The 26,580-nt window shown below is 46.0% G+C and carries 25 protein-coding genes; 10 read left to right on the top strand and 15 right to left on the bottom strand.

Annotation, left to right across the window (positions count from 1 at the left end):
• Nucleotides 1–342 precede the first annotated feature (342 nt).
• Both KE626_RS23835 and KE626_RS23830 read right to left on the bottom strand, forming a co-directional pair.
• The gene (locus KE626_RS23835; RefSeq protein WP_211975518.1) at nt 343–1,674 is read right to left on the bottom strand and encodes a DUF3108 domain-containing protein; all 1,332 of its coding nucleotides are present in this window, start codon (nt 1,672–1,674) and stop codon (nt 343–345) included.
• 148 nt (nt 1,675–1,822) lie between these two features.
• Nucleotides 1,823–2,212, bottom strand: a complete 390-nt coding sequence (locus KE626_RS23830; protein ID WP_211975517.1) for a DUF7793 family protein — start codon at nt 2,210–2,212, stop codon at nt 1,823–1,825.
• Between the two features lie 270 nt (nt 2,213–2,482).
• On the opposite strand from KE626_RS23830, the gene katG reads away from it, so the two are divergent.
• Nucleotides 2,483–4,759 (top strand): catalase/peroxidase HPI, encoded by a 2,277-nt coding sequence (gene katG / locus KE626_RS23825; RefSeq protein WP_211975516.1) that lies wholly within the window; start codon nt 2,483–2,485, stop codon nt 4,757–4,759.
• Between the two features lie 82 nt (nt 4,760–4,841).
• On the opposite strand, the gene KE626_RS23820 is transcribed toward katG, so the two are convergent.
• Entirely contained in the window at nt 4,842–5,336 is a 495-nt protein-coding gene (locus KE626_RS23820) for a hypothetical protein (RefSeq protein ID WP_211975515.1), read from the bottom strand.
• Nucleotides 5,337–5,450: 114 nt separating this feature from the next.
• Nucleotides 5,451–5,846 (bottom strand): barstar family protein, encoded by a 396-nt coding sequence (locus KE626_RS23815; RefSeq protein WP_211975514.1) that lies wholly within the window; start codon nt 5,844–5,846, stop codon nt 5,451–5,453.
• 27 nt (nt 5,847–5,873) lie between these two features.
• Between KE626_RS23815 and KE626_RS23810 the strand changes: the two genes are divergently transcribed.
• Both KE626_RS23810 and KE626_RS23805 read left to right on the top strand, forming a co-directional pair.
• On the top strand, nt 5,874–6,386 hold the full coding sequence (locus KE626_RS23810; protein ID WP_211975513.1) for a GNAT family N-acetyltransferase: 513 nt from the start codon (nt 5,874–5,876) through the stop codon (nt 6,384–6,386).
• A gap of 137 nt (nt 6,387–6,523) precedes the next feature.
• Nucleotides 6,524–8,065, top strand: coding sequence for a glycoside hydrolase family 43 protein (locus KE626_RS23805; protein ID WP_211975512.1), 1,542 nt, complete (start codon nt 6,524–6,526; stop codon nt 8,063–8,065).
• 53 nt (nt 8,066–8,118) lie between these two features.
• Here KE626_RS23805 and KE626_RS23800 read toward each other — a convergent pair whose 3' ends face one another.
• From KE626_RS23800 to KE626_RS23760, 9 genes are all read right to left on the bottom strand, one after another.
• A complete protein-coding gene (locus KE626_RS23800; RefSeq protein WP_211975511.1) occupies nt 8,119–9,423 on the bottom strand; it encodes an HlyD family secretion protein in 1,305 nt (434 codons plus the stop codon).
• Nucleotides 9,413–11,620 (bottom strand): peptidase domain-containing ABC transporter, encoded by a 2,208-nt coding sequence (locus tag KE626_RS23795; RefSeq protein ID WP_211975510.1) that lies wholly within the window; start codon nt 11,618–11,620, stop codon nt 9,413–9,415. The genes KE626_RS23800 and KE626_RS23795 overlap by 11 nt, the downstream gene beginning before the upstream one ends.
• 1 nt (nt 11,621) lies before the next feature.
• On the bottom strand, nt 11,622–12,692 hold the full coding sequence (gene gwsS / locus KE626_RS23790; RefSeq protein ID WP_211975509.1) for a grasp-with-spasm system SPASM domain peptide maturase: 1,071 nt from the start codon (nt 12,690–12,692) through the stop codon (nt 11,622–11,624).
• 2 nt (nt 12,693–12,694) lie between these two features.
• Entirely contained in the window at nt 12,695–12,874 is a 180-nt protein-coding gene (locus KE626_RS23785) for a hypothetical protein (protein WP_211975508.1), read from the bottom strand.
• Nucleotides 12,855–13,826, bottom strand: coding sequence for a grasp-with-spasm system ATP-grasp peptide maturase (gene gwsG / locus KE626_RS23780; RefSeq protein ID WP_211975507.1), 972 nt, complete (start codon nt 13,824–13,826; stop codon nt 12,855–12,857). The genes KE626_RS23785 and gwsG overlap by 20 nt, the downstream gene beginning before the upstream one ends.
• Nucleotides 13,827–13,917: 91 nt before the next feature.
• A complete protein-coding gene (locus KE626_RS23775) occupies nt 13,918–14,100 on the bottom strand; it encodes a hypothetical protein (RefSeq protein ID WP_211975506.1) in 183 nt (60 codons plus the stop codon).
• Nucleotides 14,101–14,132: 32 nt separating this feature from the next.
• Entirely contained in the window at nt 14,133–14,309 is a 177-nt protein-coding gene (locus KE626_RS23770) for a hypothetical protein (protein WP_211975505.1), read from the bottom strand.
• Nucleotides 14,310–14,473: 164 nt separating this feature from the next.
• Nucleotides 14,474–15,316 carry an alpha/beta fold hydrolase gene (locus KE626_RS23765; protein ID WP_211975504.1) on the bottom strand — a complete coding sequence of 281 codons (843 nt, stop codon included), beginning with the start codon at nt 15,314–15,316 and terminating at the stop codon, nt 14,474–14,476.
• A gap of 63 nt (nt 15,317–15,379) precedes the next feature.
• Nucleotides 15,380–15,946 (bottom strand): Crp/Fnr family transcriptional regulator, encoded by a 567-nt coding sequence (locus tag KE626_RS23760; RefSeq protein WP_211975503.1) that lies wholly within the window; start codon nt 15,944–15,946, stop codon nt 15,380–15,382.
• Nucleotides 15,947–16,131: 185 nt separating this feature from the next.
• Here KE626_RS23760 and KE626_RS23755 point away from each other — a divergent pair, with 185 nt between their 5' ends.
• Nucleotides 16,132–17,772: a peptide MFS transporter gene (locus KE626_RS23755; RefSeq protein ID WP_211975502.1), complete on the top strand. Its 1,641-nt coding sequence runs from the start codon at nt 16,132–16,134 to the stop codon at nt 17,770–17,772.
• A gap of 44 nt (nt 17,773–17,816) precedes the next feature.
• Here KE626_RS23755 and KE626_RS23750 read toward each other — a convergent pair whose 3' ends face one another.
• Nucleotides 17,817–18,632: a helix-turn-helix domain-containing protein gene (locus KE626_RS23750; RefSeq protein ID WP_249207653.1), complete on the bottom strand. Its 816-nt coding sequence runs from the start codon at nt 18,630–18,632 to the stop codon at nt 17,817–17,819.
• A gap of 39 nt (nt 18,633–18,671) precedes the next feature.
• Nucleotides 18,672–19,643, bottom strand: a complete 972-nt coding sequence (locus KE626_RS23745) for an aldo/keto reductase (protein WP_211975501.1) — start codon at nt 19,641–19,643, stop codon at nt 18,672–18,674.
• Between the two features lie 511 nt (nt 19,644–20,154).
• Here KE626_RS23745 and KE626_RS23740 point away from each other — a divergent pair.
• The 6 genes from KE626_RS23740 to KE626_RS23715 all read left to right on the top strand — a co-directional run bounded on the left by KE626_RS23740 (nt 20,155) and on the right by KE626_RS23715 (nt 26,574).
• Nucleotides 20,155–21,804 (top strand): vitamin K epoxide reductase family protein, encoded by a 1,650-nt coding sequence (locus tag KE626_RS23740; protein ID WP_211975500.1) that lies wholly within the window; start codon nt 20,155–20,157, stop codon nt 21,802–21,804.
• Nucleotides 21,805–21,981: 177 nt separating this feature from the next.
• Nucleotides 21,982–22,254 carry a hypothetical protein gene (locus KE626_RS23735; protein ID WP_211975499.1) on the top strand — a complete coding sequence of 91 codons (273 nt, stop codon included), beginning with the start codon at nt 21,982–21,984 and terminating at the stop codon, nt 22,252–22,254.
• Between the two features lie 60 nt (nt 22,255–22,314).
• A complete protein-coding gene (locus KE626_RS23730) occupies nt 22,315–23,577 on the top strand; it encodes a thioredoxin family protein (RefSeq protein ID WP_211975498.1) in 1,263 nt (420 codons plus the stop codon).
• Nucleotides 23,578–23,785: 208 nt separating this feature from the next.
• On the top strand, nt 23,786–24,055 hold the full coding sequence (locus KE626_RS23725) for a hypothetical protein (protein WP_211975497.1): 270 nt from the start codon (nt 23,786–23,788) through the stop codon (nt 24,053–24,055).
• Between the two features lie 80 nt (nt 24,056–24,135).
• Nucleotides 24,136–25,299 carry a TlpA disulfide reductase family protein gene (locus KE626_RS23720; protein ID WP_211975496.1) on the top strand — a complete coding sequence of 388 codons (1,164 nt, stop codon included), beginning with the start codon at nt 24,136–24,138 and terminating at the stop codon, nt 25,297–25,299.
• 12 nt (nt 25,300–25,311) lie between these two features.
• Entirely contained in the window at nt 25,312–26,574 is a 1,263-nt protein-coding gene (locus KE626_RS23715; protein WP_211975495.1) for a hypothetical protein, read from the top strand.
• The last annotated feature ends 6 nt before the right edge of the window (nt 26,575–26,580 follow it).

Genomic DNA, 26,580 nt, shown 5'->3' with positions numbered 1-26,580 from the left:
GCAACGTGGATAATAAAGGGCAATTTTTCGGGTTCATGTTAGTTGATTTATAGGGTGATTTTGGTTGAAAAAGTTTATTTACAAACGTTTTGAAATGCTTACAGGGAACAATACAGTACATAGCCGGCAATGTCGCTATTGCGCAACATTATCATCATCAGTTTTATGCTGACCGATACCTAAGTTAGGTAATTTATTTTAAAATGCAAACGATTGCATAAATTTCTGAAAAAAGAATTATAAACGTACTATGAGGGTGTAATTCCGGCGATAGCGGGTGGATTGGAACTGTGATCCGGGGGTTATCCGGCCCCTTGGCGGGGCCGGCAGCATATGATGATATTATAAGGTCTTTTTTAATTTTATCTCCACTTGTTCACCTTCCTTTTCGATTGTTACAACTTTCTTAATACTGGCGCCAGCATTACCGCTATAGCTTCTGCTGGTGGTATTGGTGGATGTGCCCTGGTACAGCCCATTTATATAAGTATCGGTATAGCCTGTTACTTCAGTTCGCCTGGTAGTGTGCCTGTATCCGAATTCTGTATACACCAGGTAATCACCGGGCATCAGGTTTACGAATTCAAAATGACCTTTGTCGTCATACACCGTAACCACTTTAATACAGTCGGCGGCGTCCTGCGGGAGCGGAATTGATCTTCCTTTTTTCCTGGACGACTCGTTCAGCTTTATCCATTCTTTGAAAAAAGCGGTATACGGGATTAATACGATGGAAGTGCCTTCCGGGGCGTATTGTTTTTTATTTATGTTAACCACCGCAATATTACTGAGGAGGCCTTCATTCTCGTTGTCTTTTGCATAGGCCTGCCCGCTGATGGCAGCGCTGCCGGACTTTATCAGTTTCATGGTAGCTACCTTATCGAATGGGCTTTTGATGGGATTAAAATCAATTTCTTTGTCTACCATCACAAGATGTTGTCCTGCTTTCGAAAAGATATCCACTTTCCACATGCGGCGGGTATCTTTATCGAGGTAATACTGGTACTTATCGCCTGTAGCCTCTTCATACACGGTGACCTGCCAAACTTTATGTTCACCGGTCAGCTTACTGATATACCTGTTGGTCGTTACTTCCTCAATGACGGCATTTTTTACATTCTCGGTGTTTTCCGGTCTGTAGTCATACACCGGCATGCTGGCGTTGTATCCGGCTGTGAGCGGAAGCATGCCAAGTAGATAGGGATAACAGTAACCATCCAGGTAGGCATTATCCACCGCATCTTTAATAACACTTTTTTTGCCGCTTTGCTTATCGAAATGATAACCTGTTACTTCCTTGTCGTAGTTCAGCTGGAGGTCATACTCTTTGTTGAAGGAGGAACGATACAGGGGTTTAAAGGTATTTCCGTCGGCCACCGTTGTATCGAGGCGTGGCTCATTTGAGCCGAACAAATTTAACACGGTATAGATAGATAAATTTTGATCGCTGTTAAAGGCGATGTCGATTATAAAGGAGCCGAACTCCGTTTGCCGGCCTCCATTCATCACAAAACAGCCCATTTCATATTTCCCGCTTTTGAGCAACTTTGTATCGAAAGGAATTTTGCCTGGAGTTAGTGCCGTTTGTGCATGACACCACCCGGTGGTAAGCATGAGCAGCAGTGTTGTAACAATACCCGGCATCCGGGAATGTTTAAAAGGATGAATGATCATGTTGGTTTAATATAGGTTAAATAAAATACGCAGACGGCTGCGCTGCCACATCTCGCAATATACCCATTATTATTGCGTTTCATCATCAAAAGTAAATGGTTTCCAGCGAGCTTCGATTACCCGCAAACAGGGTATTAAAACTACCTGTTTACAGGTATTGCTGTAGCCAGGTTTTGGCTTCCGTATCATTTGTAAATGACTTCATGGGAATAGGCGGCGTTTTTAATTTAAACAGGATATTCATGATCAATTTCGACAGGCCGGGCTTCGATACCATTGCCATGGCGGTGTATACATGAGGAAGTTGTTCGGCAGAAAATCTCCTGGTTTCCTTATCGGGTACCGGCGAGTTGGTAAGATAGATCAGCAGCGGTACTTTTTTGTTCCCCGTTATCTGTTTCACCAATGCAATATTGTTCGAGATATTCTCTACTGTTCGCTGAATGCTTTTTGAATAGGAAAATAAAATACCGGTATTATCATAATAATAATCGGCTATTTCTCCTTTAATGAGGGGCACATGATCGGGAGGGTTCATATCTCTACTGTTATGGTTTTGAATTAAGCCCGGGAAGCGGATTTGTCTTCCCGGGATGAAAGTTAACACTTTCGCCAAAACTTTTTTTCTCTTAACCCGGGCTTTTCAGTATATTATATCATGGTAAGGCCGGTAAAGTTCAAATAGATTTTAACTATCTAAAGATAGAAATTAATTGATTGTGGCTATTACTTCAATATCCTAACTTTACTCAACTGCACAAATACCAGGTGCAAGCATGTGTTCATTCCACACCCAAAATTTATAAAAATGGAAAAAGAATTAAACGACATCAGTAAATGCCCGTTTCATAATGGGAGCATGAAACACAACGTTGGCGGCGGCGGTACCAGGAATCATGACTGGTGGCCTAATCACTTAAAGTTAAGTATCCTTCGCCAGCACTCGTCCTTGTCGAACCCGATGGGTGAAGATTTCAACTATGCCGAAGCTTTCAAAAGCCTCGACCTGGAAGCAGTAAAAAAGGATCTCCATGCGCTGATGACTGATTCGCAGGACTGGTGGCCGGCAGATTTCGGGCATTATGGTCCGTTGTTTATCCGCATGGCCTGGCATAGTGCAGGTACGTATCGTGTGGGTGATGGCCGTGGTGGCGCGGGTGAAGGACAGCAACGTTTTGCTCCGCTGAACAGCTGGCCGGATAATGTGAGTCTTGATAAAGCCCGGCGTTTGCTCTGGCCTATCAAGCAGAAATACGGCAACAAAATTTCATGGGCGGATTTGCTGATCCTTACAGGGAACGTCGCACTGGAATCAATGGGCTTTAAAACATTTGGTTTTGCAGGTGGACGTGAAGACGTATGGGAGCCGGATGAAGCAGTGTACTGGGGTGCAGAAACCACCTGGCTGGGCGGCGACATCCGTTACGCGCATGGTTCTCCCGGTGTGGAAGAGCGTCATGGCGTATTGGTATCAGACGAAAATGCGGACGGCGATATCCATGCCCGCAACCTGGAAAAACCGCTGGCAGCGGTACAGATGGGACTCATCTATGTGAACCCCGAGGGTCCTGATGGTAACCCTGATCCTATTGCTGCCGCAAAAGATATCCGTGACACTTTTGGCCGCATGGCCATGAACGACGAAGAAACCGTAGCCCTGATAGCCGGCGGCCACAGCTTTGGTAAAACACACGGCGCTGCGCCTGCCACCCACGTAGGCAAGGAGCCGGAAGGATCCGATATGGAACTGCAGGGCCTGGGCTGGAGCAACAGCTATGGCTCCGGTAAAGGTGCGGACACCATTACCAGCGGCCTCGAAGTAATATGGACGAAAACGCCTACACAATGGAGTAATAACTTCTTTGAAAACCTGTTTGGCTTTGAATGGCAGCTGTCTAAAAGCCCGGCCGGCGCCCACCAGTGGGTAGCAAAAAACGCTGACGGCATCATTCCGGATGCGTACGACAAGTCAAAAAAGCATGTGCCCACTATGCTGACAACTGATCTCTCTCTCCGGTTTGATCCTGCCTACGAAAAAATATCCAGGCGCTTCCTTGAACATCCGGATGAATTTGCAGATGCGTTTGCCCGCGCGTGGTTTAAATTGACCCACCGCGATATGGGCCCCCGCGCCCGTTACCTGGGTCCCGATGTGCCCGCAGAAGAACTGCTCTGGCAGGATCCTATTCCTGCAGTAGATCACACACTGGTAGATGAAAAAGATGTGGCCGCGCTGAAAGCGAAAGTACTGGCAGCAGGATTAAGCATATCCGAACTGGTTTCCACCGCATGGGCCTCCGCTTCTACTTTCCGCGGTTCCGACAAACGCGGCGGCGCCAACGGCGCGCGCATTCGTTTGGCGCCGCAGAAATACTGGCAGGTAAACAATCCGCCGCAACTACAAAAAGTACTGGATGCCCTGGAAAAAATTCAAAAAGAATTTAATGGGGCACAGTCAAATGGTAAAAAAGTTTCGCTGGCAGACCTGATCGTACTGGCAGGCAGCGCCGGTGTTGAAAAAGCAGCCAAAGACGCCGGGCAAGCCATTACCGTACCTTTTACACCCGGCCGCATGGATGCTTCACAGGACCAGACCGATGTGGAATCGGTAGGATTCCTGGAACCGCCCGCCGATGGTTTCCGCAACTACCGCAAATCAAAATTCCCGGTATCCACCGAAGAATTGCTGGTTGATAAAGCCCAGTTGCTCACGCTCACAGCGCCCGAGTTAACAGTGCTGATAGGCGGTATGCGTGTGCTGAACACCAATTTTGATGGTTCGAAACATGGTGTTTTTACCACACGCCCCGGACAACTGACCAACGATTTCTTTGTAAACCTGCTCGACATGCGCACTGCCTGGAAAGCAGTATCCGCCGACAGAGAAATATACGAAGGCAGCGACCGCGCCACCGGCGCTGTCAAATGGACCGGCACCCGCGCAGATCTCCTGTTTGGCTCTAACTCAGAACTGAGAGCCGTAGCAGAAGTATACGGAAGCGCAGATGCACAGGATAAATTTGTAAAAGCCTTTGTGGCAGCCTGGACAAAAGTGATGAACCTTGACAGGTTTGATTTGGCCTAATGATAAGATTTAGCAAATAAAAAAGAGCACCCAACATCGGGTGCTCTTTTTTATTCGTCGTTTCATCTAAGCGAGGTTGGTTCTATTTTCCCTCATAACTAAAGTCTTTGATATATATCTGGGCGGAAGTAACAGCAACATTCTCCACGCTGGTTTCCACCTTCCCATCTACTTCGGCCTTATAGCTCAGCGTTACAACACCTCCATCAACAGCAGAACAAGTCACACCTAATTTACCAAAGTCAAACGCCTTAACGGTTTCAAATACATATGTTTTTGTACTTCCGGTAAAGCTACCTTTGCTTATGATGATCGCCTGTTCATTGTTCTGCGTAACGCCGTTCATTTTCCATACAGGCGCACCATATTGACTGGCGTCATGATTTGCTGCCATTACCTGGAAATCAACCTGACCAGCAGCAGCGGCATTTTGTACGGTAACAGTAAACTTCATGTTTATTTTTCCTTTTCCTGCAGGCTTAGGGTCATCCTTGCTACCACACCCGGTAAATACCAAACTGGCAATCGCTGCCAGACATAGGTTAACAATAAAGCATTTGGTTCTTGTAGTTTCCATTTTCTCTATATTAAATGAATTAATAAAAGCGAAGTTAGGCCTGCTAAAAACCCTTGACAATACCGGGAACCGGGTATTTTACACTGCCTGATTATGGGGATCAGCGGACAAATATCAGTTGGCCGGATAAAGATGAATGTTAGGATGATCTGCAATAATCTCCATCAGTATATCAAAATAGGTTTGACCGGTACCCTTATTCAATGCTTCCAGCTTTTCGCGGAAATGCGCTTTGTTAAAAGGTGACTCCGGCGACAATTTTTGTTCGTAATAATGTTTGGTGACATCATATCCCAGTACCTGCCTGCTTCTTTCTATATTTTTCCATACGAGTTTCACCGGCTCATTGCTGCTAATAACTCCAAATCCGCCGTAAAGCAGGTCATTAAAGGCATCCAGACTATCCCCAATTTTCCAGTTCTCACCGCTCATGAATACACGATTTATTTCCTGATAAAAGGAAGCGATGTCGTTGATCCTGTTTCCATCAATGACGATTTGTTTCTCCATAATTAATCTTTTCGATAATTTTATTACATGACGCAGCAAACAGACAGACTCATATTGGCTCCCCCGCAACAACCGGATGTGGAACGATACTTTGAAATATTTTCCGACCCGGATACAAATTTATTCAATCCCAACGGTCCTCTTAAAAGCTTTGCCGATGCCCTGGAAATATTCAGCAAAAACCTGTTGCACTGGCAGGAACATGATTTTGGCAGCTGGACTATTAAATTAAAAAACAGTCCTGCCAACATCATTGGCTTTGGCGGATTAAGTTATAAAAAATACGGGAACGACCTGAAACTTAATCTCGGATACCGGTTTGATAAAAATCACTGGGGTAAGGGCTATGCCACAGAGTTAGCAAGATATGCGATCGACTTCGGCTTTAATACCCTCAGCAAAAATGAAATATGGGCCTTGGTAAGACCCGCCAATACCGTATCTGTAAAGGTGTTGGAAAAATCAGGTATGTTACTGGCCGACGAACTGGATGATGTACCGGGAGATGTAAAAAGCCTGGTTTTCAAAGCTGCCAGGTAACCATCAACAATAGTGGCCAACCTAAAAAGGCCTAACAGCATGATATTCTGTAAGGCTTTTTTTATAGTTTTACGGTTGACAATGATTTTAGGGCGTCCATTACGGCGTTATTTAAACAATATCAAACACAGTGATCAATGAAAAGAATCTTAGTGCTATTTACTTTTTTGCTATACCTCAATACTGTTTTTTCGCAAACCACCAAAAACTGGACACCTGATTTAGGCAACGGACAGTTTAAAAATCCGCTCATGTGGGGCGATTGGCCTGATCCGGACATCATCCGGGTAGGCGATAAATTCTATTTCATTTCCACCAGTATGCATTACGTACCAGGCTGCCCTATTGCTGTTTCAACTGACCTGGTAAACTGGGAAATGGCTGGTTATGCCGTGTCAAGATACGATGAGGACGCCCGCTATGATATGAAAGGCGGCGATATGTACCTGAGCGGCTCCTGGGCTGCCACTATCCGCTACCACGACAGCACCTTCTATGCAGGCTTCTGTACGCCGAAGATGGGAAAAAACAAGGAAGGGCATTTTTCCATTTGCACCGCTAAAAATATCAATGGGCCATGGACCAGAACTATATTTAAGGAGTACCTCTATGATCCCGGTCTCTTTTTTGACGATAATGGTAAAGTGTATGTAGCCCATGGACAGCAAAAACTCTTCATTACCGAGTTAAACAGCGATGCGAAGTCTGTAAAGGTGCCACAGCGCGAGATCTACGACAATCCGCATTACCCTTATCTCGAAGGATCGCATATGTATAAAGTCAATAACAAATATTATATCCTTGGCTCTACCGGCGGCACACAGGGCCGCGAGGTTTGTTTACGCTCAGATAGTATATACGGACCTTATGAGTCGAAAGTAGTCATGCAGGATGATCATACCTATCCCGGCAACGGTTTACACCAGGGCGGTATGGTGCAGTTAAAAGATGGTTCCTGGTGGTTTATTATTATGCAGGACCGCGGGCCTATCGGGCGTGTGCCTAACCTGGAACCGGTTACCTGGGTAGATGGCTGGCCCATACTGGGAAAAAACGGGATCGGCGCCGCTACCTATCCCAAACCTGTAGCTGGCGTAAGCTCCCCTATTACCGTTCCCGCCAGCACGGATGAATTTAACGCTCCAACACTTGGGCTGCAATGGCAATGGAATCATAATCCCGACAACAGCAACTGGTCGCTGACTGCACGTCCAGGCTATCTCCGGTTAAAAGCAGGTAAAGCGGCAACCTTGTACAATGCCATCAACACGTTAACCCAGCGCGTAGAAGGGCCTTACAGCGAAGGAACTGCCGAAATAGACATCAGTGGAATGAAAGACGGTGATGTAGCGGGTTTGGGCGTATTCCAGGTTCCTTATGCTTACCTGGCGGTGGAGCAAACCCATGGCAAAAAAAGAATTGTCATGTCTCAAAGCGACAGCACGGTAGCAACAGCCCATATAAAACACAATAAGATCTGGTTTAAAGCAATGGTCAGTGAAAAAGGTTTCGTAGCTACTTTTGCCTATAGTACCAATGGTAAAGATTTTACGCCGCTCGGAAACGAATTAAAAATGGCACTGGGACTTGACTGGACAGCCAACCGGTTTGCCTTATTTAATTTCAATAAAGGCGGGGCAACAGGCGGTTATATAGATATTAACTGGTTCCGGCGTTAAATTATAATACCGATTCAATGTTGAGAACAGCCGGCATCACCGGCTGTTCTTTTTTATTGCTCAAACCGTAGCAGTTTCCTCAGCTGGAAAAAAAATCTTTCTATCAATCGCAGGTCCTGCGTAACAATATCTGCATTGCCCTTTAGCTCTTTATCAAAGGGAAGATTTTTGTGAAAAGATGTTTGCAGGCCATTGGGGAGAATAACGTTGACATAATAATTACCATCCTTATCGGGTGCATTAGCGATATTCTTTACACGCCCCTCTACTATCCCAAATTCCTGGTAGGGATAGTTATCCAGCTTCAACAACACCTTCTGTCCTTCTTTCACCTTGCCGGAATTGGTAGCAGGTACCCGCAACCGGCCAATGAGGATATCTTTATCATCCGGCATCACGGATAAGAGTATGTCGCCGGTCTTTACAAACTGGTTCTTCCCCAGGAATTGCTGGAAGCTCACCACGCCTGCAGCCGCCGAGGTAAGCAGGTAATTTTGCTCCCAGGCATTGAGTGATTTTCTCAATTGCTCAAAAAGCTGACCTGTTTGCGAGTTCAGGTTGATCTTATCTTTCTGGGCATTGATACTGGCCCCGCTCCTGGTCTTTTCAATACCCAGTATACCTTCCTGCAGTTGGGATATCGTGATATTGATATTTTCCAGGTTCTGCGTGGCCTGCAGGAATTTTATCTTTTCCTGGTTCATTTCTGATGCGGATACCACCTTTTCTTTAAAGAGTTCCTGGTACCGGTCGTATTCTCTTTTGGAAACCTCATACTTTGTTTGCTCCAGGCTTTTTTGTTGCTGCAGGGTACGTATCCTGCTGCGGGACTCTGCCAGGCTTCGGTCTGCCGCCGCGTAATCCGGTGCATACGGCTGCAGCCTGGCATAAAGTTGCTCTTCCGTCAGCGCTTTGGCAAAAGCGTTATAATCCGCCTGGATTTCGCCCAGTTTGAAGGCCGATACTTCGCTCAGCGGAAAATGTTCTGCGCCGCTGTTTCCCAGTGAGTCCACAATGTTCCTCAGCCGGATCACATCGCGGTAGTCGGCGGTGGATTGCAGCACCATCAACACCTGTTTTGGGGAAACCGCCTGGTGGTCTTCCACAAATATTTCCTCCACTTTGGTATTGGTTCTGGCTTCCAGCTTTTCCGGCGGGTTCCGGGAGGAAATGATAACAGTGGAAGGAACAAACTCGGGGTACTTTATTAAGCAGCTCATCACCAGGATAAGCACCAGTATCAAAAATATGGTTGTATTACCCCAGCGAACCATCCAATTCGGCGGTTGCGTAAGGATATCCTGCACTCCTTCCGAATGCAGCTGGATGGTGCTTAGTATATCTTTTTTAGTTTCCAAGTTCCAATTGATTTTTTACCAACCTGTAATATTCTTTTCGGAGCGATACCAGTTCATCATGACTTCCTTCTTCCACTACTTTTCCTTTATCGAGCACAATTATTTTATCTGCATTTTTTACGGTCGACAGGCGGTGTGCAATGATGACAGCCGTTTTGCCTTTCAGGAATTGTTCCAGGTTGCCCATGATTGCCTTTTCCGTATTAGCATCCAGCGCACTGGTGGCCTCGTCAAAAAATATATATTCCGGTGATTTGTATACGGCCCTGGCAATGAAGATCCGTTGCTTCTGTCCGCCGCTGATACCAATGCCTTCGTTGCCGATAATTGAGTTATAGCTCAGTGGCAGGCTTTCCACAAATTCCCTGATACAGGCTACATCTACGGCTTTCCTGAGTTGTTGCCGGTTAATGTCATCTACTCCTATTGCGATATTTTTCGCGATCGTATCATTAAATACATATCCCTCCTGCATTACCACGCCACACTGATCCCGCCAGTATCGTGGTGAAACATGCTGTAACTGCACATGTCCGATTTTAATGTCTCCCTCACCAGGTTCATAAAATTTCATCAGCAGTTTCAGCAGGGTAGTTTTTCCGCTGCCGCTGGCGCCTACGATGGCGGTAGTTTTACGGTACGGTATGCGCAGGCTCAGGTGTTCAAATACCGGCGTGCCGGCGCCTACATAGCGGAAGGATACATCATTCAACACGATATCCTGTTCCGGCACTTCTGACACCGTTTGTTCATTACTACGCTCCTCATCTTCTTTATCATGGATTTCTCCCAGTCTTTCCAGTGATATTTTTGCATCCTGTGTTTGTTTCATAAATTCCATCAGCTGCAGCAACGGGCCATTCAGCTGGCCAATGATATACTGTACCGCCAGCATCATCCCCAATGTAAGATGACCATCAAGCACAAGTTTGGCTGCGAGGAAGCTGACGAAGATGTCTTTCATCTGGTTAATAAAATTCGAGCCTACTGTTTGCCATTGCTCCAGCGATAACGCCCTGATCTGGATCTTGAATAATTTCACCTGCATAAATTCCCAGCCCCAGCGCATCTGTTTCTCTGCATTATGCATCTTGATTTCCTGCATCCCGTTCACCAGTTCCATTACCTTGCTCTGCTCCTGGGCTACCTGTGAAAAACGCTTATAGTCGAGCTCCTTTCTCTTCTTCAGAAAAAAAGAAATCCATGCCACCGACAAACCGGCTCCCAGCAAGTAGATCAGGAATAGCCGGTAATCGTATAACAGCAGCACCACGCTGAAAATAACGAGGTTCACCATGGAGAAAAGGGTACTCAGCGAAGAATTGGTGAGTAAGTGTTCTATCCGTTGGTGGTCAGCGATCCGCTGCATAATATCACCCGTCATGCGCGTATCAAAATAGCTGATCGGCAATTTCATGAGTTTTATGAAGAAGTCGGATACAATGGAAATATTGATCCGGCTGGAAAGGTGCAATAAAATCCAGCTGCGGATGATGTCTATTCCCATTCTTCCAACAAATAGCATGACCTGCGCCAGCAATACCAGGTAGATAAAGTTCAGATCATGGTTCTGGATGCCGATGTCTACAATACTCTGTGTAAGAAAAGGGAAAATAAGCGACAACAGGCTGCCCGCCAGCAGACCAATGGTTAGTTGGGCCACTAATTTTTTGTATCTTAAAAAATAACCGAACAGGAAAGAAAAATCCTTTCTGCTTCGGGGTGTTTCTGAATCAGCTTCAAAAAATGCGGGAGAAGGGTCCAGCAGCAGGGCAATACCTTCTTCGTCCTGTTCGCTTTTTCCCCGGCCCATCCAGCCATCAATAAACTCCTGCTTGGTATATTTTATCAGCCCGTAAGCAGGGTCGGAAACATACACGAATGTTTCGCTACCCAACTTTTTCATCTTATAAACAACTACGAAGTGCTGTTGCCCCCAGTGGCAAATGCAGGGCAAGGGCGCATCTTCGAGCAGGGTAACAAAATCTATCTTTACCGCCAACGATTTAAAACCCAGCGCCTCGGCAGCCGTCGACAATCCCAGCAAAGAACTTCCCTCCCGCGTAGTTTCCGCCAGCGAGCGGATGTGCTGGATATCTGTCAGCCGGCCGTAATGTTTACTAATGATCTTTATACAGGTAGGACCACAGTCCTTCCCGTCCGGCTGCCTGTAAAAAGGGAATGTTTTCAGCTTCATATTATTTTACTATATCTTCCAACCCATACCAGGCAATGGCAGATTGTTTCAGTGGATTCTCCGTCCACTCGTCCCAGGTATTGGTATATGGATTGTACCCGCATTTGAGCGGTTTTGAATAAATATCCTGTGGATCTTCTACGTAGGCCCTGCAATCGGTGCATACGTGTCTGAACTCACAATCCCTGCAAACCGCTATCTCATCTTTACGGATTTTTCCATACCGGTGAAATGCGTCATTATTCAATACTTCCTGTAAAGCCGTAGTAGTTACATGACCAAAATGTTCTCTCATGGAAGGACAATTCCTGATATATCCGTTTGTATCAATACTCAGCTTCCGGTTCAGGCAGGTGTTATAATGCTGGCTTTCGGTGAACAGTTCCATATTTGAGGTAAAATAATTCGTACGGATTTCACCGCAAGCCATGCAGGAATTAATTTCCCTGCTGAAGAAAACCACCGGTACAGACTCATCGAATATTTTTTCCTGTTTATCAATCGGCGAAGAATGGATCAGCAGCGACTTTACGCGTGGATATTGTTTCACGAGTTTATCCAGCGTTCGTAAGTCCAGCGTTTCGTTATACGGCAGTACCAGTTTGATGAAACGCAGGGTGGTGCCATTGAAACCTGCCAACAATCCGCGGATTTTATCGGGCGCTATTGTATGATAAAACCTGATTTCCAGTCCCTGTACATGGAGATCGAATAGCTGTTGGAAAAAGGTGTCGTTATAGTTAACGGCTTCATTATACTCTATAATCACATTGGTAATACGGGAGTACCGGTCCCAGCTGAGATCCAGCGGCGTTAGCCCGGGCAATAGCTGATGATCTTTAAATCCCAACTCCCTGCTGATGAGGAAATCAATGTAGCCGGTAATAGTCTCGCGGTTATCTTCTCCGTAGTGCGCGAGGCATTCTTCTATAGCATGTTGTTGCAGAAAAGTGATCACTTCGGCGGTATCGTTAGGGAGATGATAAAATCTGCGCATCTGCAGATCGCAGAGCAGCGACATATTGGCTCCTTTTACGAGCTGGCAGTTTGCGTATAGATTAAAATATTCCATTGTCAGAATTTGGATATCACTTTATAAAAATTAAAAAGCTCGAATCCTTCGGAGTTTATTTTCGGGGCTTTTTCAAATTTGAGGATGGGTGTTGTTTGCTGCTGCTTATCTTTTTCCAGGAAATACAATGACAGCGGCAATCCTTTTTTCTCTTTCAGGTTACTAATAAATTTCTTTTTCATGGAGGATGCTTTTATTGAGCAATTGTGCCACTTTCTTTTCCAGGTAATAGTTGCAGGGATAAGACACCATGCCGAACTGGCCTTCCGGGTTTATTTCGAGGAAATGATAGTTACCCTGCAGGTCTACCATCAGGTCAATGGAACCTGTGCGGAAGCCGAGCGCCTTCATCAGCTGGCCCAGCTTAAGTTCCAGGTCATCCGGCAATTTGTAGGGCACTGTTCTGTTGGGGCGTTTGTTGTCATAATTCCGGAAGTCTTCTTTGGTGTTCCGGTTATCCTGGGAAAAAATAGCCATAGAATGGCATGTTCCATCCAGGTAAAAAGTGCGGATTTCGAACTTTTTGATAATTTTTTCCTGTACCAGGGAGGGGAAAAATTTTTCGGGCACCTGCTGCAGATTGGCTTTGCTGATGGTTTTGGTGAGCATCTTGTATTGCCCGCCGGCAGCATCTTCAACAAGGATGCATTCACTAACAGGTTTAACAATCAGCTCGGGGCAGCGCTCCAGCAGGCGGATAATGACAGCTTTGGTGGTGACCACTTCTGTAAAAGGGGTGTTAAGCCCGTGTTGACGGGCCAGGGCCAATACATGCAACTTATTGAGGTTATCTTCTGAGATGGGGTCATTCATCCATTTTTGCCGATCGATGGTGTAAAACAGGAAAGCATGAAGTCCATTGAATTCATCTATCAGGAAACGTTTCAGGGTATACTGTGTAGCAAAGTCGTCCTGTTTAAGACTGTATTTTGCCGGGAAGCTGCTGATCTTTCTCCTGTACCAGACAACCCCTGTTTGACTATTGGAGGGCAGATCGCCCAGGTGCTGCATCTGGAAGAGGTCTTCCCCATTTACCCGCAGGTAGGGTATCTGCAAATGATTCATCCACTGGCAAACATGATCAGTGGTACCTTCCAGGTGCGACTGACTTAATATGAGGATCTGTTGAGACATGTTGTACAGTTGGTTTCTGGTAGTAAGGACTGCCGGCAATTGCCGGCAGTCCTGTTGTTTCCGGTCATTCCATGACGGGAGGAGATGTTTATTATCTGTCGCGTTTGTGGTCGCACAGGTAAACATCCGGGCCTGAAAAATGTGTAGGCGAGTGAACAGTGGTACCCGCGCCTTCGCCGCTATCTTCCAGTTCAGCAATCATTGCCAGTTTACCACCTTTGATGGTTTCCAGAGATTCTACTTTCTTTGCATTCAGTTTTTGCAACTTGTCCATGATTTTTAATTTTTAGAGGTTTACGTTTGGGGTTACTTGGGGTCATTCCGGGTGTCGGTTACATAATGCTGGCCATTCCAGGAAGCGTAGTTTTCCGTGGTTCTTTCCTGGTCGTCAACAAAAGCTTCAAGAGCCAAAGCAAATCTTCCGCCCTTTACAGTTTCCGGAGATGTTACCTTTTTGGTAACCAATTTTTCTAACTGTTTCATGTTATTGATTTTTAGAATCTGCCTTAAAATTAGGCGGGCGGGCGGGTTTCAGGGAGGGGCGATACATATTCGGCTGATGGCGAACCATATTTGTAATGCCTGGGGGAATATTTGTGGAGTAGGATAGTAACAAAAGAGATGGTGAAAAACTAAAAAGGCTTCCGTTATAATATCATCTCATCAAGAAAGCCGGGAATCATGGCCATTAGCAATGTTGTTTGTTGTGTTAACGCGGTGTGCTTTGTTCCAGGCAATATCGCCAGCTGCGAGGCAGGCATGGAAAATTCGCCCAGGCTGCCGCCACCCAATAACCGGTACAACGCCACAATATGCTCCGGTTGAATAATATCTGCATCACCGGCAATAATCAAAACAGGAGCTTTAATATTACGGATGTGATCTTCCGGCCAGTCCTGTATTTTCTCTTCAAACACCCTTACTTTAGCGAGCTGCCGGGGCCAGTCTTCCGGTCTGGGAGCGGTGTTTAAGTACTCCGCTTCATACGGACTTCCTTTCAGCGCGGCTATCATTACTTCGGGATTAAACAGGGTTTTGAGGTCGGGATGTCGTCCGTTGCTGTTATAGCTTGCGGAGGCCAGCACCAGTTTCCTGGTAAAGTCAGGCCGGCGGATGGCTATCTGCAACGCCACTCCGGCTCCTGTACTGTACCCGAAAATGTCTGTTTGTGATATATTCAGCACATCCAGTAATGCAATAATGTCGTCCGCAAATTGTTCATAGGACAGCGGGCGCTCCGGGATATCCGCGGTATGACCATAGCCCTGGAATTCAACGGCAATCACCTGTCGCGTTGCTGCCAGCAAGGGAATTAATTTCCCAAATGCGGTGCTGATACCGGAAAGGGCGCCGGGTAAAAGCAACAGGGGTTTCCCTTCACCATGTATTTCGTAATACATTTTTAGTCCGTTAACGTTCGCATAGTTTCCCGGGGATGCAGCGCTGTTTTTAGGTGCGGCATCCCTGATGTTGGTGTTATCTGTGTGCATGGCTGTTTATTTACCAGCGAAGGTCTGCACTTGCCGGCAAACAAAAGTTGGTATACACCAACGTCAAAACATCACGTTATTAAATAACTTACTGAAATTGGTGGGGTCTATACCCAGGTAGGAAGCAATGTACTTGTGCGGCACCAGTTGAAGCAGTTCCGGACTTTTCCGGCAAAATGTTTTGTAGCGGTCTTCAATGGTCATGGCTCTCAGCTCTATATGCAGATCAATCATACCTGCCAGCATGGCTTCGGTCATCCGCCTGAAAAGCCGTTCTATTTGTTGCGACTGGTTGATCAGTAACTGCAGCTCGTTATAGGAGATGTACTCCAGCTCACTGTCGGTCAAACACACCAAATGATACTTCGAGGGTACCTGGAACGAGAATGATTCTGCTATGGCACAGAGATATGGAAAATGAGTAAACGCAAGTGTATAGATTTTATCACCCGTATCAAAATAGGACATCTGGACGCCGCTTTTTACAAAGTAAAGATCCCGCTGGATTTGCCCGGGAACGGTGATAAAATCGTTTTTCTTAAATGACCGTGGTTTAAGACTGTCAGTGAGCAGTTGATAGTCTGCCACACTGATGTCGTGAAATCCTTTGAAAAATTCATATTGTTCCATAGCAGCTGATTCGGTGCTTTAAATATATGCAACTTTGGCGATGCCAGATAACAGGTATTGCCGGATATGCCGTTTCTCCGCAGGCCGGCTGCGGGAGCTGCGGGAATATGTGGATACGCAGCCGGTAACCGATACCTTCCAGGGATAATCTGCGCCTTATGTCGCAGAAGTAGTATCTTGCCTGCATGAGTAAACCACGTAATCATCCGACAGCACTGCCTTTCCTGTTTCTTTCCGAGATGTGGGAACGATTTGGTTTTTATCTGATCCTGGGTATTTTCCAGTTATATCTGACAGACACGTCAAAGGGTGGCTGGGGTATGGATCGTGCCACTGCTGCAGATATTTTCGGCACCTTCATCGCTTTTGTGTATCTGACGCCATTTCTTGGCGGCCTTATAGCCGACCGGAAACTGGGATATCGTAAATCCATTATTATTGGCGGGATATTGATGGGTATCGGCTATATAGGTTTGTCGGTGCATCATCTTACGGTGTTTTACGGGTCGCTCGCTCTGATCTGTATCGGCAATGGCTTTTTCAAGCCCAATATATCCACGTTGCTGGGGAACGTGTACAACGATGAAAGATACCGCAGCCGTAAAGATACCGGGTACAATATTTTTTACATGGGTATTAACATCGGTGCGTTTATCTGTAACTTTTTTGCGGCCTTCCTGCGCAATACCATAGGATGGGGCGCTGCATTTATCGCCGCCGGTATAGGTATGTTCCTGGGTGTATTGATTTTCATCATCGGCATGAAACACTACCGTGAAGCGGATGTACGTAAACCGGAGCAGGAGAATGATATGCCGCTGAGCAGGATTTTCTCTGTGGTATTTCTCCCGGCAATTGTAGTAGGACTGGGCGCCTGGTTTATTCCCGGCAACATTTTCGGATCTGATTCTACCGATGCATTCATCTTCGCCTGTATCCCGATATTGTTCTTCTTTGTATCACTGCTGATGAAAGCAGATGCAAAGGATCGCAGGCCGATATCTGCCCTGCTGGCTATTTTTGCGGTATCTATTGTTTTTTGGGCGGTGTTTAAGCAAAATGGCACTGCACTCACTACCTGGGCGCAATACTATACTGACAGGGAGATCCCTGCCGCAATTGAACAACCGGCACAGCGTCTTTACCTGGCAGAATCGGTGATGAATAAAACGGACTCGGTAACAGCGTATGATGAAGAGTTCAGAGTGCTGCGTGATGCTGCGGGTGCGCCGCAGAAAGTATGGGGCAAGCCGGCCTACTTCAAGAACGTGGCGCCGGAGAAGATGCCCGCTGATGGAAAAAGTATCAGCCTGTATAATACAGAATTGTTCCAGTCCATTAATCCGTTCTTTGTAATCACGCTAACGCCGTTACTGGTAGTGTTCTTTGCATTACTGCGAAAACGGAACAAAGAGCCGTCTACCCCCTCTAAAATAGCCTGGGGACTGTTTATATCGGCCATGTCAACACTCATGATGGTGGGCGCGGTATATGTATGCGGCAATGGCGCTGTTAAAGCTTCCCCATGGTGGCTGGCAGGATGTTACGGGGTGATAACGGTGGGAGAACTGTTCCTGAGTCCGATGGGATTATCGCTGGTGTCGAAACTCAGCCCTGCCCGTATTACATCGTTGATGATGGGAGGCTGGTTCCTGGCTACGTCTATCGGCAATAAGCTCTCAGGTATCCTGGCAACGTTATGGGATACCTATGATAACAAAGCGAACTATTTCCTGGTCAACTTCCTGTTGCTGGGAGCCGCGGCGGCTGTAATATTTTTGATGCTGCGCTGGCTGAACGGGATTTTCAAAGAATATGTGAAGTAATGGGTGACACCTGATGTTAAACCGGCGACGTGGTTTTTGCCAGGTTACACCACCCATTCGGTGGGCGTTTTGCCGAATTCCTTTTTAAAGGAGTGTGAGAAATGTGAGAGACTTTCAAATCCCAGATCAAGATAAATTGATGATGGTTTCTTGTTCTTTTTTTCCATCAGATGCCGGGCCTCCTCCAGCCTTCTTTTCAATAACCACTGGCGGGGGGCCATCCCGAATATCTTCCGGAAGTCGCGCTTAAAACCGGCAAGGCTCCTTCCCGTAAGCCGCGCAAATTTTTCCACCGGAACATTATAATGGAAATTCCTGCGCATAAACTTTTCCAGATCCATCTTGTAAGGTTCTGAAAAGTCAAATAAGAACTTTTTTAGCTCCGGCATACTATTCAGGAGCAGGTGTACAGCTTCCCTTACCTTGAGTATTCCCACGGTATTGGCAATTTTCTCTTCCTGGTGACGGATATAGGGCAGCAGGGACTGGAAGAAAGCATGCAGATAATCATTAACCGGGATCAGCATACCGGAAGGACCTGTGTATTTTTCGTTCATCTCTATTTGCTCTTCAAGAGCTATCTTTCTGAGCACATCTTCCCGCAAACTAATAACAATGGTTTGATAGTCCTCTCCTTCCAAAGGTATCTTGGTAATTTCTCCCAGCTGATTTTTTTGTATCAGCAACATTTCACCGCGGCCCATTGTAAACGTCTGGTTTGCGGTTTCCATTACAAAACGGCCGGAAACCTGCAATACCAGGATATTGTTTTCCAGGAATGCCACCTTCTCCTTTCTCCTGGCCGTTAGATAAGAGGAGAAGATAAGCCCCGGTATTATTTCAGCTCGGTCTGTCATCATGTAAAGATATAAAACAGTTGGGGCTTATTTACAGGCCTGTTATCTCTGCAGATAGGTACCTCCGAGTATAGCCCCCTGCGAAAACTGCGTGTTAAGCCGGTTCACCTCTTCAGCAGTAAATTCAATTTCCATGGCCTGCATATTTTCCGGCAGCCGTGATCGCCGGCTCATGCTTACCAATGGCAGGATATGATCGCCCTGCGCATTCACCCAGGCGATGGCCAGTTGCGTTGGCGTATATCCTTTTTCTTTGGCCATTTGCTTCAGTGTTTCCACTTTTTCCAGGTTCTTTACCAGGTTATCGCCCTGAAAACGTGAAAAATGATGTTGGTAACTATTAGCTGGCAGTGGCGCTTTCATGTCGCCGGTAAGTAATCCTTCGGCGGTATTGGCAAATGCTACCACGCCTATGCCCAGCTCTTTAGCGGTAGGAAGCAGGTCCTGCTCTATCTGGCGATCTGCCAGCGAATAGCCTATTTCCAGGGCCGTTACCGGGTGAACGCTATTGGCCCGGCGTAACTGGTCCGCCGTTATTTCAGAAACACCGAGATGCCGTACTTTTCCTTCTTTGATGAGGTCGGCAACCGTGCCAATCACATCTTCCACCGGCACACTGTTATCAAGCCGGCACGGCTGGTAAAGATCAATGGTATCTATCCCTAAACGCACCAGCGAATAATTGATGAAGTTCTTAATAGCGATAGGACGCAGATCCAGACCAAGCCATTGGTTACCATAAAAGATCGCACCGAACTTCACGCTGATGAAAGCGTCATCCCTTCTGCCTTTGATGGCTTTGCCTACCAACAGCTCGTTGTGGCCACTACCGTAAAAGTCGCCCGTATTCAAAAAGTTGATACCATTATCCAATGCCATCCGGATAGTAGCGATACTCTCATCTTCGTCTTTCGCTATGCTTCCCCAAACAGGCGACATGCGCATACAACCTAATCCGAGTTTAGATACAAGCGGTCCGTTTTTACCTAGGGGTATCTTTGTTATGTTTGTCATTACCGTTATTTTTTATTGATGAACAACACAAAGGTCATCCTTTATACATGATAAGCATTTTCCTCCATAGCTCAATTTACTTGTCTGCATGGCTCAGTTACAGCTATTGTTCCAAAATGAACTTTTCACCTTTATCATTTCTTCCAAAATCAAAATAACAATGAAACAAATCAAAATAGTGGTTGTTTCACAAAACGAGCACTGTTAGTTTTGTAAGGAAGTGACAATGAACCGTTAAAGCCACGATAGTAAAATATCACTATACAACCCTAATTTTTGTCAAACTCAAAAAACTATGTATACCACTATTGATACAAGATTTTCCTGAATTCCCGAAACTGATGATACTGCCAACTCGGTATCTTAAGTAATTGCCCGATAACATTTATTCAATCAAAAATCGTTAGTAAACCCATCAAAGCTGCTGTTGACAACTACCCGCAGGTAGTCGTCAGGGAGATTCTTTGCCGGAGTCACTACCGCATGGCGGAATTATACAAAACCCATCAAGATGAATTCATTCCTAAAAAAACTCTTTGAACCCAAAAGTAACGGCCCGGATATTACCCTGTTATTCCTGCAAGCACTCAAGGTACCTGTTACTGCCGGCACCATTAACAAAGAACTGGAAGAGCATCCCAACTTCAACAGCCTGTTAAGTATCAGCGATGTGTTAAATCGCTTCGGGGTCGACAACCTGGCTGTGAGACTGGATAGCGACAAATTGCTGACCATGCCTGCTCCTTTTATTACCCAGATAAGAGGCGCCCACAATGAGCCTGATTATTTTTCTATTGTGAAAAAAATCGATGGCGATAACATTGATTACTATGATCCGGTTTCGTTTAAATGGCAGCGTAGTAAAAAAGAGGATTTTCTAAAACGGTACCTGGGCGTGGCTTTGCTGGCAGAAGCCAGGGAAGATGCCGGTGAACGGGATTTTGAGAAAAAAGCAAAAGAAGAAAAACGGAAAACCATCCTGTCGTTATCGGGCATAATAGCGTTTCCTGTTATATTATGTATCGCCGGTGTTATTAGCGTTATGCAATATGGCGCCGGCAGCTGGCCATCGCTGTTGTATGCCTTACTAAATTTTGCCGGCGTATCGGCAGGGTTCCTGTTACTATGGTATGAACTTGATCAGCATAATCCTGCACTGCAGCAAATATGCAGCGCCGGTAAAAAAACAAACTGTGGCGCCATCCTTCAGTCCGGCGCAGCAAAAATAGCGGGCATCAGCTGGAGCATCATCGGGTTTAGTTATTTTGCCGGCGGACTGCTGCTGATGTTATTTACCGGTGTAAACAGCCCCCAGGTGCTGTTTACCACGGGGATACTTACGCTGCTGGCTTTCCCTTACACTTTCTTTTCCCTCTATTATCAATGGCGGGTTGCACAGCAATGGTGTGTGCTTTGTCTTTTCGTACAAGCCTTACTGTTATTACAGCTGGCAACACTTTTGGCAGCCGGCCGGCTGGGAACAATGTTCCCGCTCTCCTTCCATGTTGAATGGCTGCCCGCTGTCATCACCGCCTACACCCTTCCCTTTGTACTGGCTGCTGTATTGTTGCCTGTATTCAAAAAGGCCAGGGAAAGCAGGGAAAACATATCACGGCTGCAACGACTGAAGCATAATACCCAGATATTTGATGCGTTACTCAGCAAACAAAAACAGCTCTCTGTTCCTTCCAACGGACTGGGTATAACGTTGGGAAATCCATCTGCTCCTTTTAAAATAATTAAAGTATGTAATCCTTACTGTGGGCCATGTGCAAGAGCCCATGCTCCCATGGAGGCATTGCTTGAAAACAATCCCGACGTACAGATCCAGATCATATTCACTGCCAGTAACAAAGCCGGAGATCATACCGCGCCTCCTGTCAGACATCTGCTGGCAATAGCCGCTTCCAATAAAGACGATGACACCGCTATAAAACAGGGGCTGGACGACTGGTACCTGGCAAAAGAAAAAAATTACGAGCAATTCGCCACCAAATACCCCATGAATGGTAAGTTGAAACAACAGGAGGATAAAATTGAGGCCATGCGCAAATGGTGCGATCAAACAGAGATCAGCTTCACTCCCACGTTCTTTATAAACGGCTACCAGATGCCGGATATATATACCGTGGAAGACCTAAAATATTTTCTTACCGTGTAGGCAGCTGTAAGAAAAACCAGGGAGCGCCTGCTGTTGCCGGAGTACTACGGTAACAGATCCCTGCCGATTACCTTCTTCCTGGTTACCGTGTACACTGCAGCCAGGAAGGGGAAGTCTTCCGGACTGCATCCGGTAAGCAAACAATGTCCATTTTTTCAACACAAACACTTCATCAAAATGAAAAAATTAACACTAAAAGCGCTTCAATTAGGCGCAACAGAAGTGCTTACCAGGGAACAATTAAAGAATGTGCTGGGCGGCGACGGTAGCAATACTTCCGGCACCAGGTGCGTAGTTTATTGCTGCGACAGCTCCAACAATTGCGGTTCGGGTACCACCCTGCCCGGCGTTGACAGCTGCAGCTCCAATGAAAACTGCCAGAACATTGCTGTTCAGGGCGGCGCAACCTGCCCTTCAGGTTACTATGTAGCAGCCCTTTGTAAAGGATAACCCCAAAAAAGCAGGTGTGCAAATGCACGCCTGCTTTTCATTGAGTAAATCACTTCAGCGATGAAACTGATAAAAAATATGATTGGATTATTACTGGTTGCCACAAGCGTTGCCGGCCAATCAGTGAATTTTGATACAACAGGAAAATCGTGGAATGAAGTATTGGCTAAAGCCAACACCTCACAAAAACCAATATTTGTGGATGTCTGCACCTCCTGGTGCGGCCCCTGCAAATGGATGGATAAAAATGTGTTTAACCAGGCCAGTGTAGCATCGCTGCTTAACAGCCAGTTTGTAAATGTAAAAATAGATGCTGAAAAGGGCTATGGAAAAGAATTTGCGGCCCGGAACAATGTGCACGGCTTCCCCACTTTTCTTTTTTTTAATCCTGGTGGTGACCTCGCATTGGCAGGTAATGGCGCCACCCCGGCTGCATCAATGATACAAATTATCCGCCAGGCACTGTCCAATATAAAGGATAACGTCAGCCTGCGGGCGATGCAGCAGCAAATAACCGCAAACAACTACAGCAAAACCGATATCAAAAATTATATTAAAAGATTGAGTGCGCTTAATCAACCGAACGCCACTTTAATTGAAGCTTACCTGGATGTATTGCCGGAAGATTCTATTTATTCGCCGGAAATATTAACGCTGGTATCCGCCGGGTATTTCGGACGCATGCCGCTGCAGGGTAAGGCCACCAAAGTATTATTGAATGCCTATGCCCAATACCCGGTAAAATCCTGGGAAATGATGAGTCCCTGGAATATACTGAAGAGCAGGCTCCTGGAATATACCGACAGTGCAGGCAAACAAGGCGACACCACCTGGCTCAACGAAATCCTAGCCGTAAGCGACCAGCTAAATACATCTGCATGGGCCAAAGACCGGGAGCAGCTATATCTCCTCTGCAGATATTACCTGGCGGCAAACGACAGTACAAACTTTACAAAAACAGCCCATGATTTTGCTGATAAATATATCATCAATATAAACACAGATACTTTGACAGCCCGCAACCAACTTGCCTTCCGCGATGCGCTGAACGTAAAATTCGGAAAATGCACCAACAAGCCTTCAGAGCAGGAATTATCAGGTTTCAAAAAAGGTTTTCTTCATGAAACAAGATTAATCAATGAAGAGTTGTTTGAAATTGTTTATGGCTATCATCAGTATTTCAACACCTCGCTTAAACAGCATGCACTTATAGTACAGGAGTGGATTGACAAAAGTATAGGTCTGTATAAAAAGAACGGGGTATATGTAAACGAAAATTTAATCAAGCAACAGGAAAACGCCTTTCACCGGCTGTTGAACTGAGTGTATAAAGTCTTTTCTTACGGTACAGGCAACTGTGAGAAAAACCAGGGAACGCCTGCTGTTGCCGGAGTACTACGGTTACAGATCCCTGAAACAACCAGATACCTTTTGCAGTGTACAATGCAACTGGTTAGGTAAAGCCTGTGCTTACCGGGCTATAAACTAAAGAGCAACGAACTTCCATCTTTTACCAAAAATTACTGTCTAAATGAAAAAATTAAAATTAAAAGCACTTCACTTAGGTGCAACAGAAGTACTCAGCAGAGAGCAATTAAAAAATGTATTGGGTGGTACCGGCAGTGCAGGTTCAGGTGACGGGCATTGCAAAACAGGAAAATGTAAACTGTATGTATCAGACCTGGGCATTACTGTAGATGGCGATTGCACCGACTTCCACGAAGGTGGTACTATTCGTTGTTCCTGTGTTAACGGCGACTATCAAACTGATCCGAACACCTGGAGCGCCTGCAACATCTAAAATCCCCGTCCTTTAGTTAGTTAAATTCCGGGAAGGGCCTCGTGTTACCGGGGTCCTTCCTGCCTGTAACATATCATATCATGCGGATATTTCACTCATCACTGCCCCCCGGCAAACATCGGAACTTAACGGTTTTATACGCCGTTGCTTTCCTGTTGCTGCTTTCCTGCGCCGGCAAAAACGCAGACAACGAATACAAAATTACCGGTAACATCAGCGGGCTAAAAGGATCAGGGATATATATCCAGGCACGGTCCGACAGCGGCTTCACCTGGATCGACTCTGCCGTGATAAAAGACGAACACTTTGAGTTAAACGGCAAGGTGAAAGAACCCTGCATCGTAACACTGTTCTTCACCAACGCTGCCGGCAAAAAAGAGCCGTTGTGCAACCTGTTTTACCTGGAAAACCGGGACATCAGCTTAAAAGGAGATATCCGCCACCGGGCCGATATTCAACTTAGCGGTGCAAAAGAAGATGAGATCCGAAAAAAAATAGACGCCGCTACCAACTACCCCACCCGGTACGGTATGTTGAGAAACCTGTTTTACCAGGCAGAAATGCATAATCAGCAATTGCCGGAAGATAGTGTAAACGTATGGCACGCCGAATTAACCGACCTGGAAAAACAACACAGCAACAACATCCGGGCGGCGGTAACATCATATCCTGGCAGTTATGCAGCCCTGCATATGCTCCTCGATAATGCTTCCCTGTTTACGCCCGATGAATTAACTGCATTAAGTACAAAATTCAACAACCTGCAAAACAGCCCCTCTTACCAAAACCTGACCGCCATCATTAGCCTGAAGCCGAATGTATCCGTCGGTCACACCTTCCAGGACTTTACATTACCCGATTCACTTCAAAAGATGTACGATGTAACGTCATTTAAAAGCAAATGGGTATTGATAGACTTCTGGGCCAGCTGGTGCGCTCCCTGCAGAAAGCAGATACCGGCCCTGAAACAATTATATGATAAACACAACCGAACGCATTTAACAATCATCAGCATTTCAATAGATCATGACCCTGTTAAATGGAAAAAAGCAATGATACAGGAACAAATGAAATGGCCCAACCTCATTACTCCTACAGCCGACTGGGCTTCCAAATACTACCTGGTTAGCGCCATCCCCTGTAATATACTGCTGGACAGCGCCAGGAAGATTGTTGCCAAAGATATTTCCATTACAGAAATCGGGGAAATCATCAAAAACGATCCGCCCCCTTCCAAATTATAATGTACCCTTCTAATGAGCAGTGTTACACCTATACAAACCATTGTCGTCAACTTAAAGAAACGAACCGACCGTAAGGCGCATATTATAAAAGAATTCGAAGGCCGGTCCGGGTTCCGGGTAACCATTGCAGCAGCCACCGAAGATGCCATTGGCGCCAGGGGACTCTGGCAAACACTACAACGTATTATACGTACCTATGCTGAGCAGGAGGAGTATATTATTATTTGTGAAGACGACCACCGGTTTACCTGCAACTATACCCCGGAATTGCTGGCCAGCGCCATCCGGGACGCTTTAGCCAATAACGCGGATGTACTGAGCGGAGGCCCCAGCTGGTTCAACAGCGCGCTACAGGTAAGCCCGCATATTTACTGGACGGAAAAATATTCCGGTCTGCAGTTCACCGTTATCTTTAAAAAAGCCTTTCCGAAAATTCTGGCAGCTCAGCTCAACGACAACGAAGCAGTAGATTTCAAAATCTGCTCGCTCACCGACAATAAATTCTTCATACATCCATTTATATCTGTTCAGAAAGAGTTCGGATACTCCGATGTAACCACTAAAAATAATGTTTGCGGAAGAGTGGATGAACTATTTAAAACAAGTGATGCAAATGTTCTCATGCTAAAAGATATTACCGCCTATTACGCAAAATATACAGGCGCCATGCCCCCTGATGAAATGACCACCCAGGGATTTTCCATCACCACCTACGTGGTACACGCAACAAACGGGGATATCGAAAAATACATTGATTCCCATTTCTCGGACAAACCGGAGCTAACGCCGGTAGTTGTGCCGCCCGGCGATAACCGGTCCTTCCACAGTCTTTCATCCGCTGCCGTATTAAAAGATATCATCGCGATGGCAGCAAGCAATGAAGAAGACGTGATTATCATTTGCGACGATTTTCACCGGTTCTCCCCTGCTTATTCAGGCAACTATCTTATCCGGAATATCCTCGAAGCCCACGAACAAGGTGCGGATATACTCTTTGGAGGAGGAAATGATTTCGGCCTCGTGGTACCTGTTGCTGAAAACAGGTTCTGGACAGGCTCTGTGGCCGGCCCTCAATTTATCGTCGTTTTCAAACCGGCATTCTCCAAACTATTGGCTTATGCAGCCGATCCTATCACCACCCGGGAAGACAGTCTATCCGCCTTCAGCAGCAACAAAATGGTTATCTGTCCTTTTGTTTCGGTCGGCGATCCGCATGCGGAAACCCGGTTGACGGCCATCAGGCAACAATATGAGCAACAAAAAAACAATTACTAATCAATC

It is taken from the genome of Chitinophaga hostae, from assembly GCF_018224885.1.
Lineage (GTDB): Bacteria > Bacteroidota > Bacteroidia > Chitinophagales > Chitinophagaceae > Chitinophaga > Chitinophaga hostae.
This window is presented reverse-complemented; position numbering and strand designations above follow the sequence as displayed.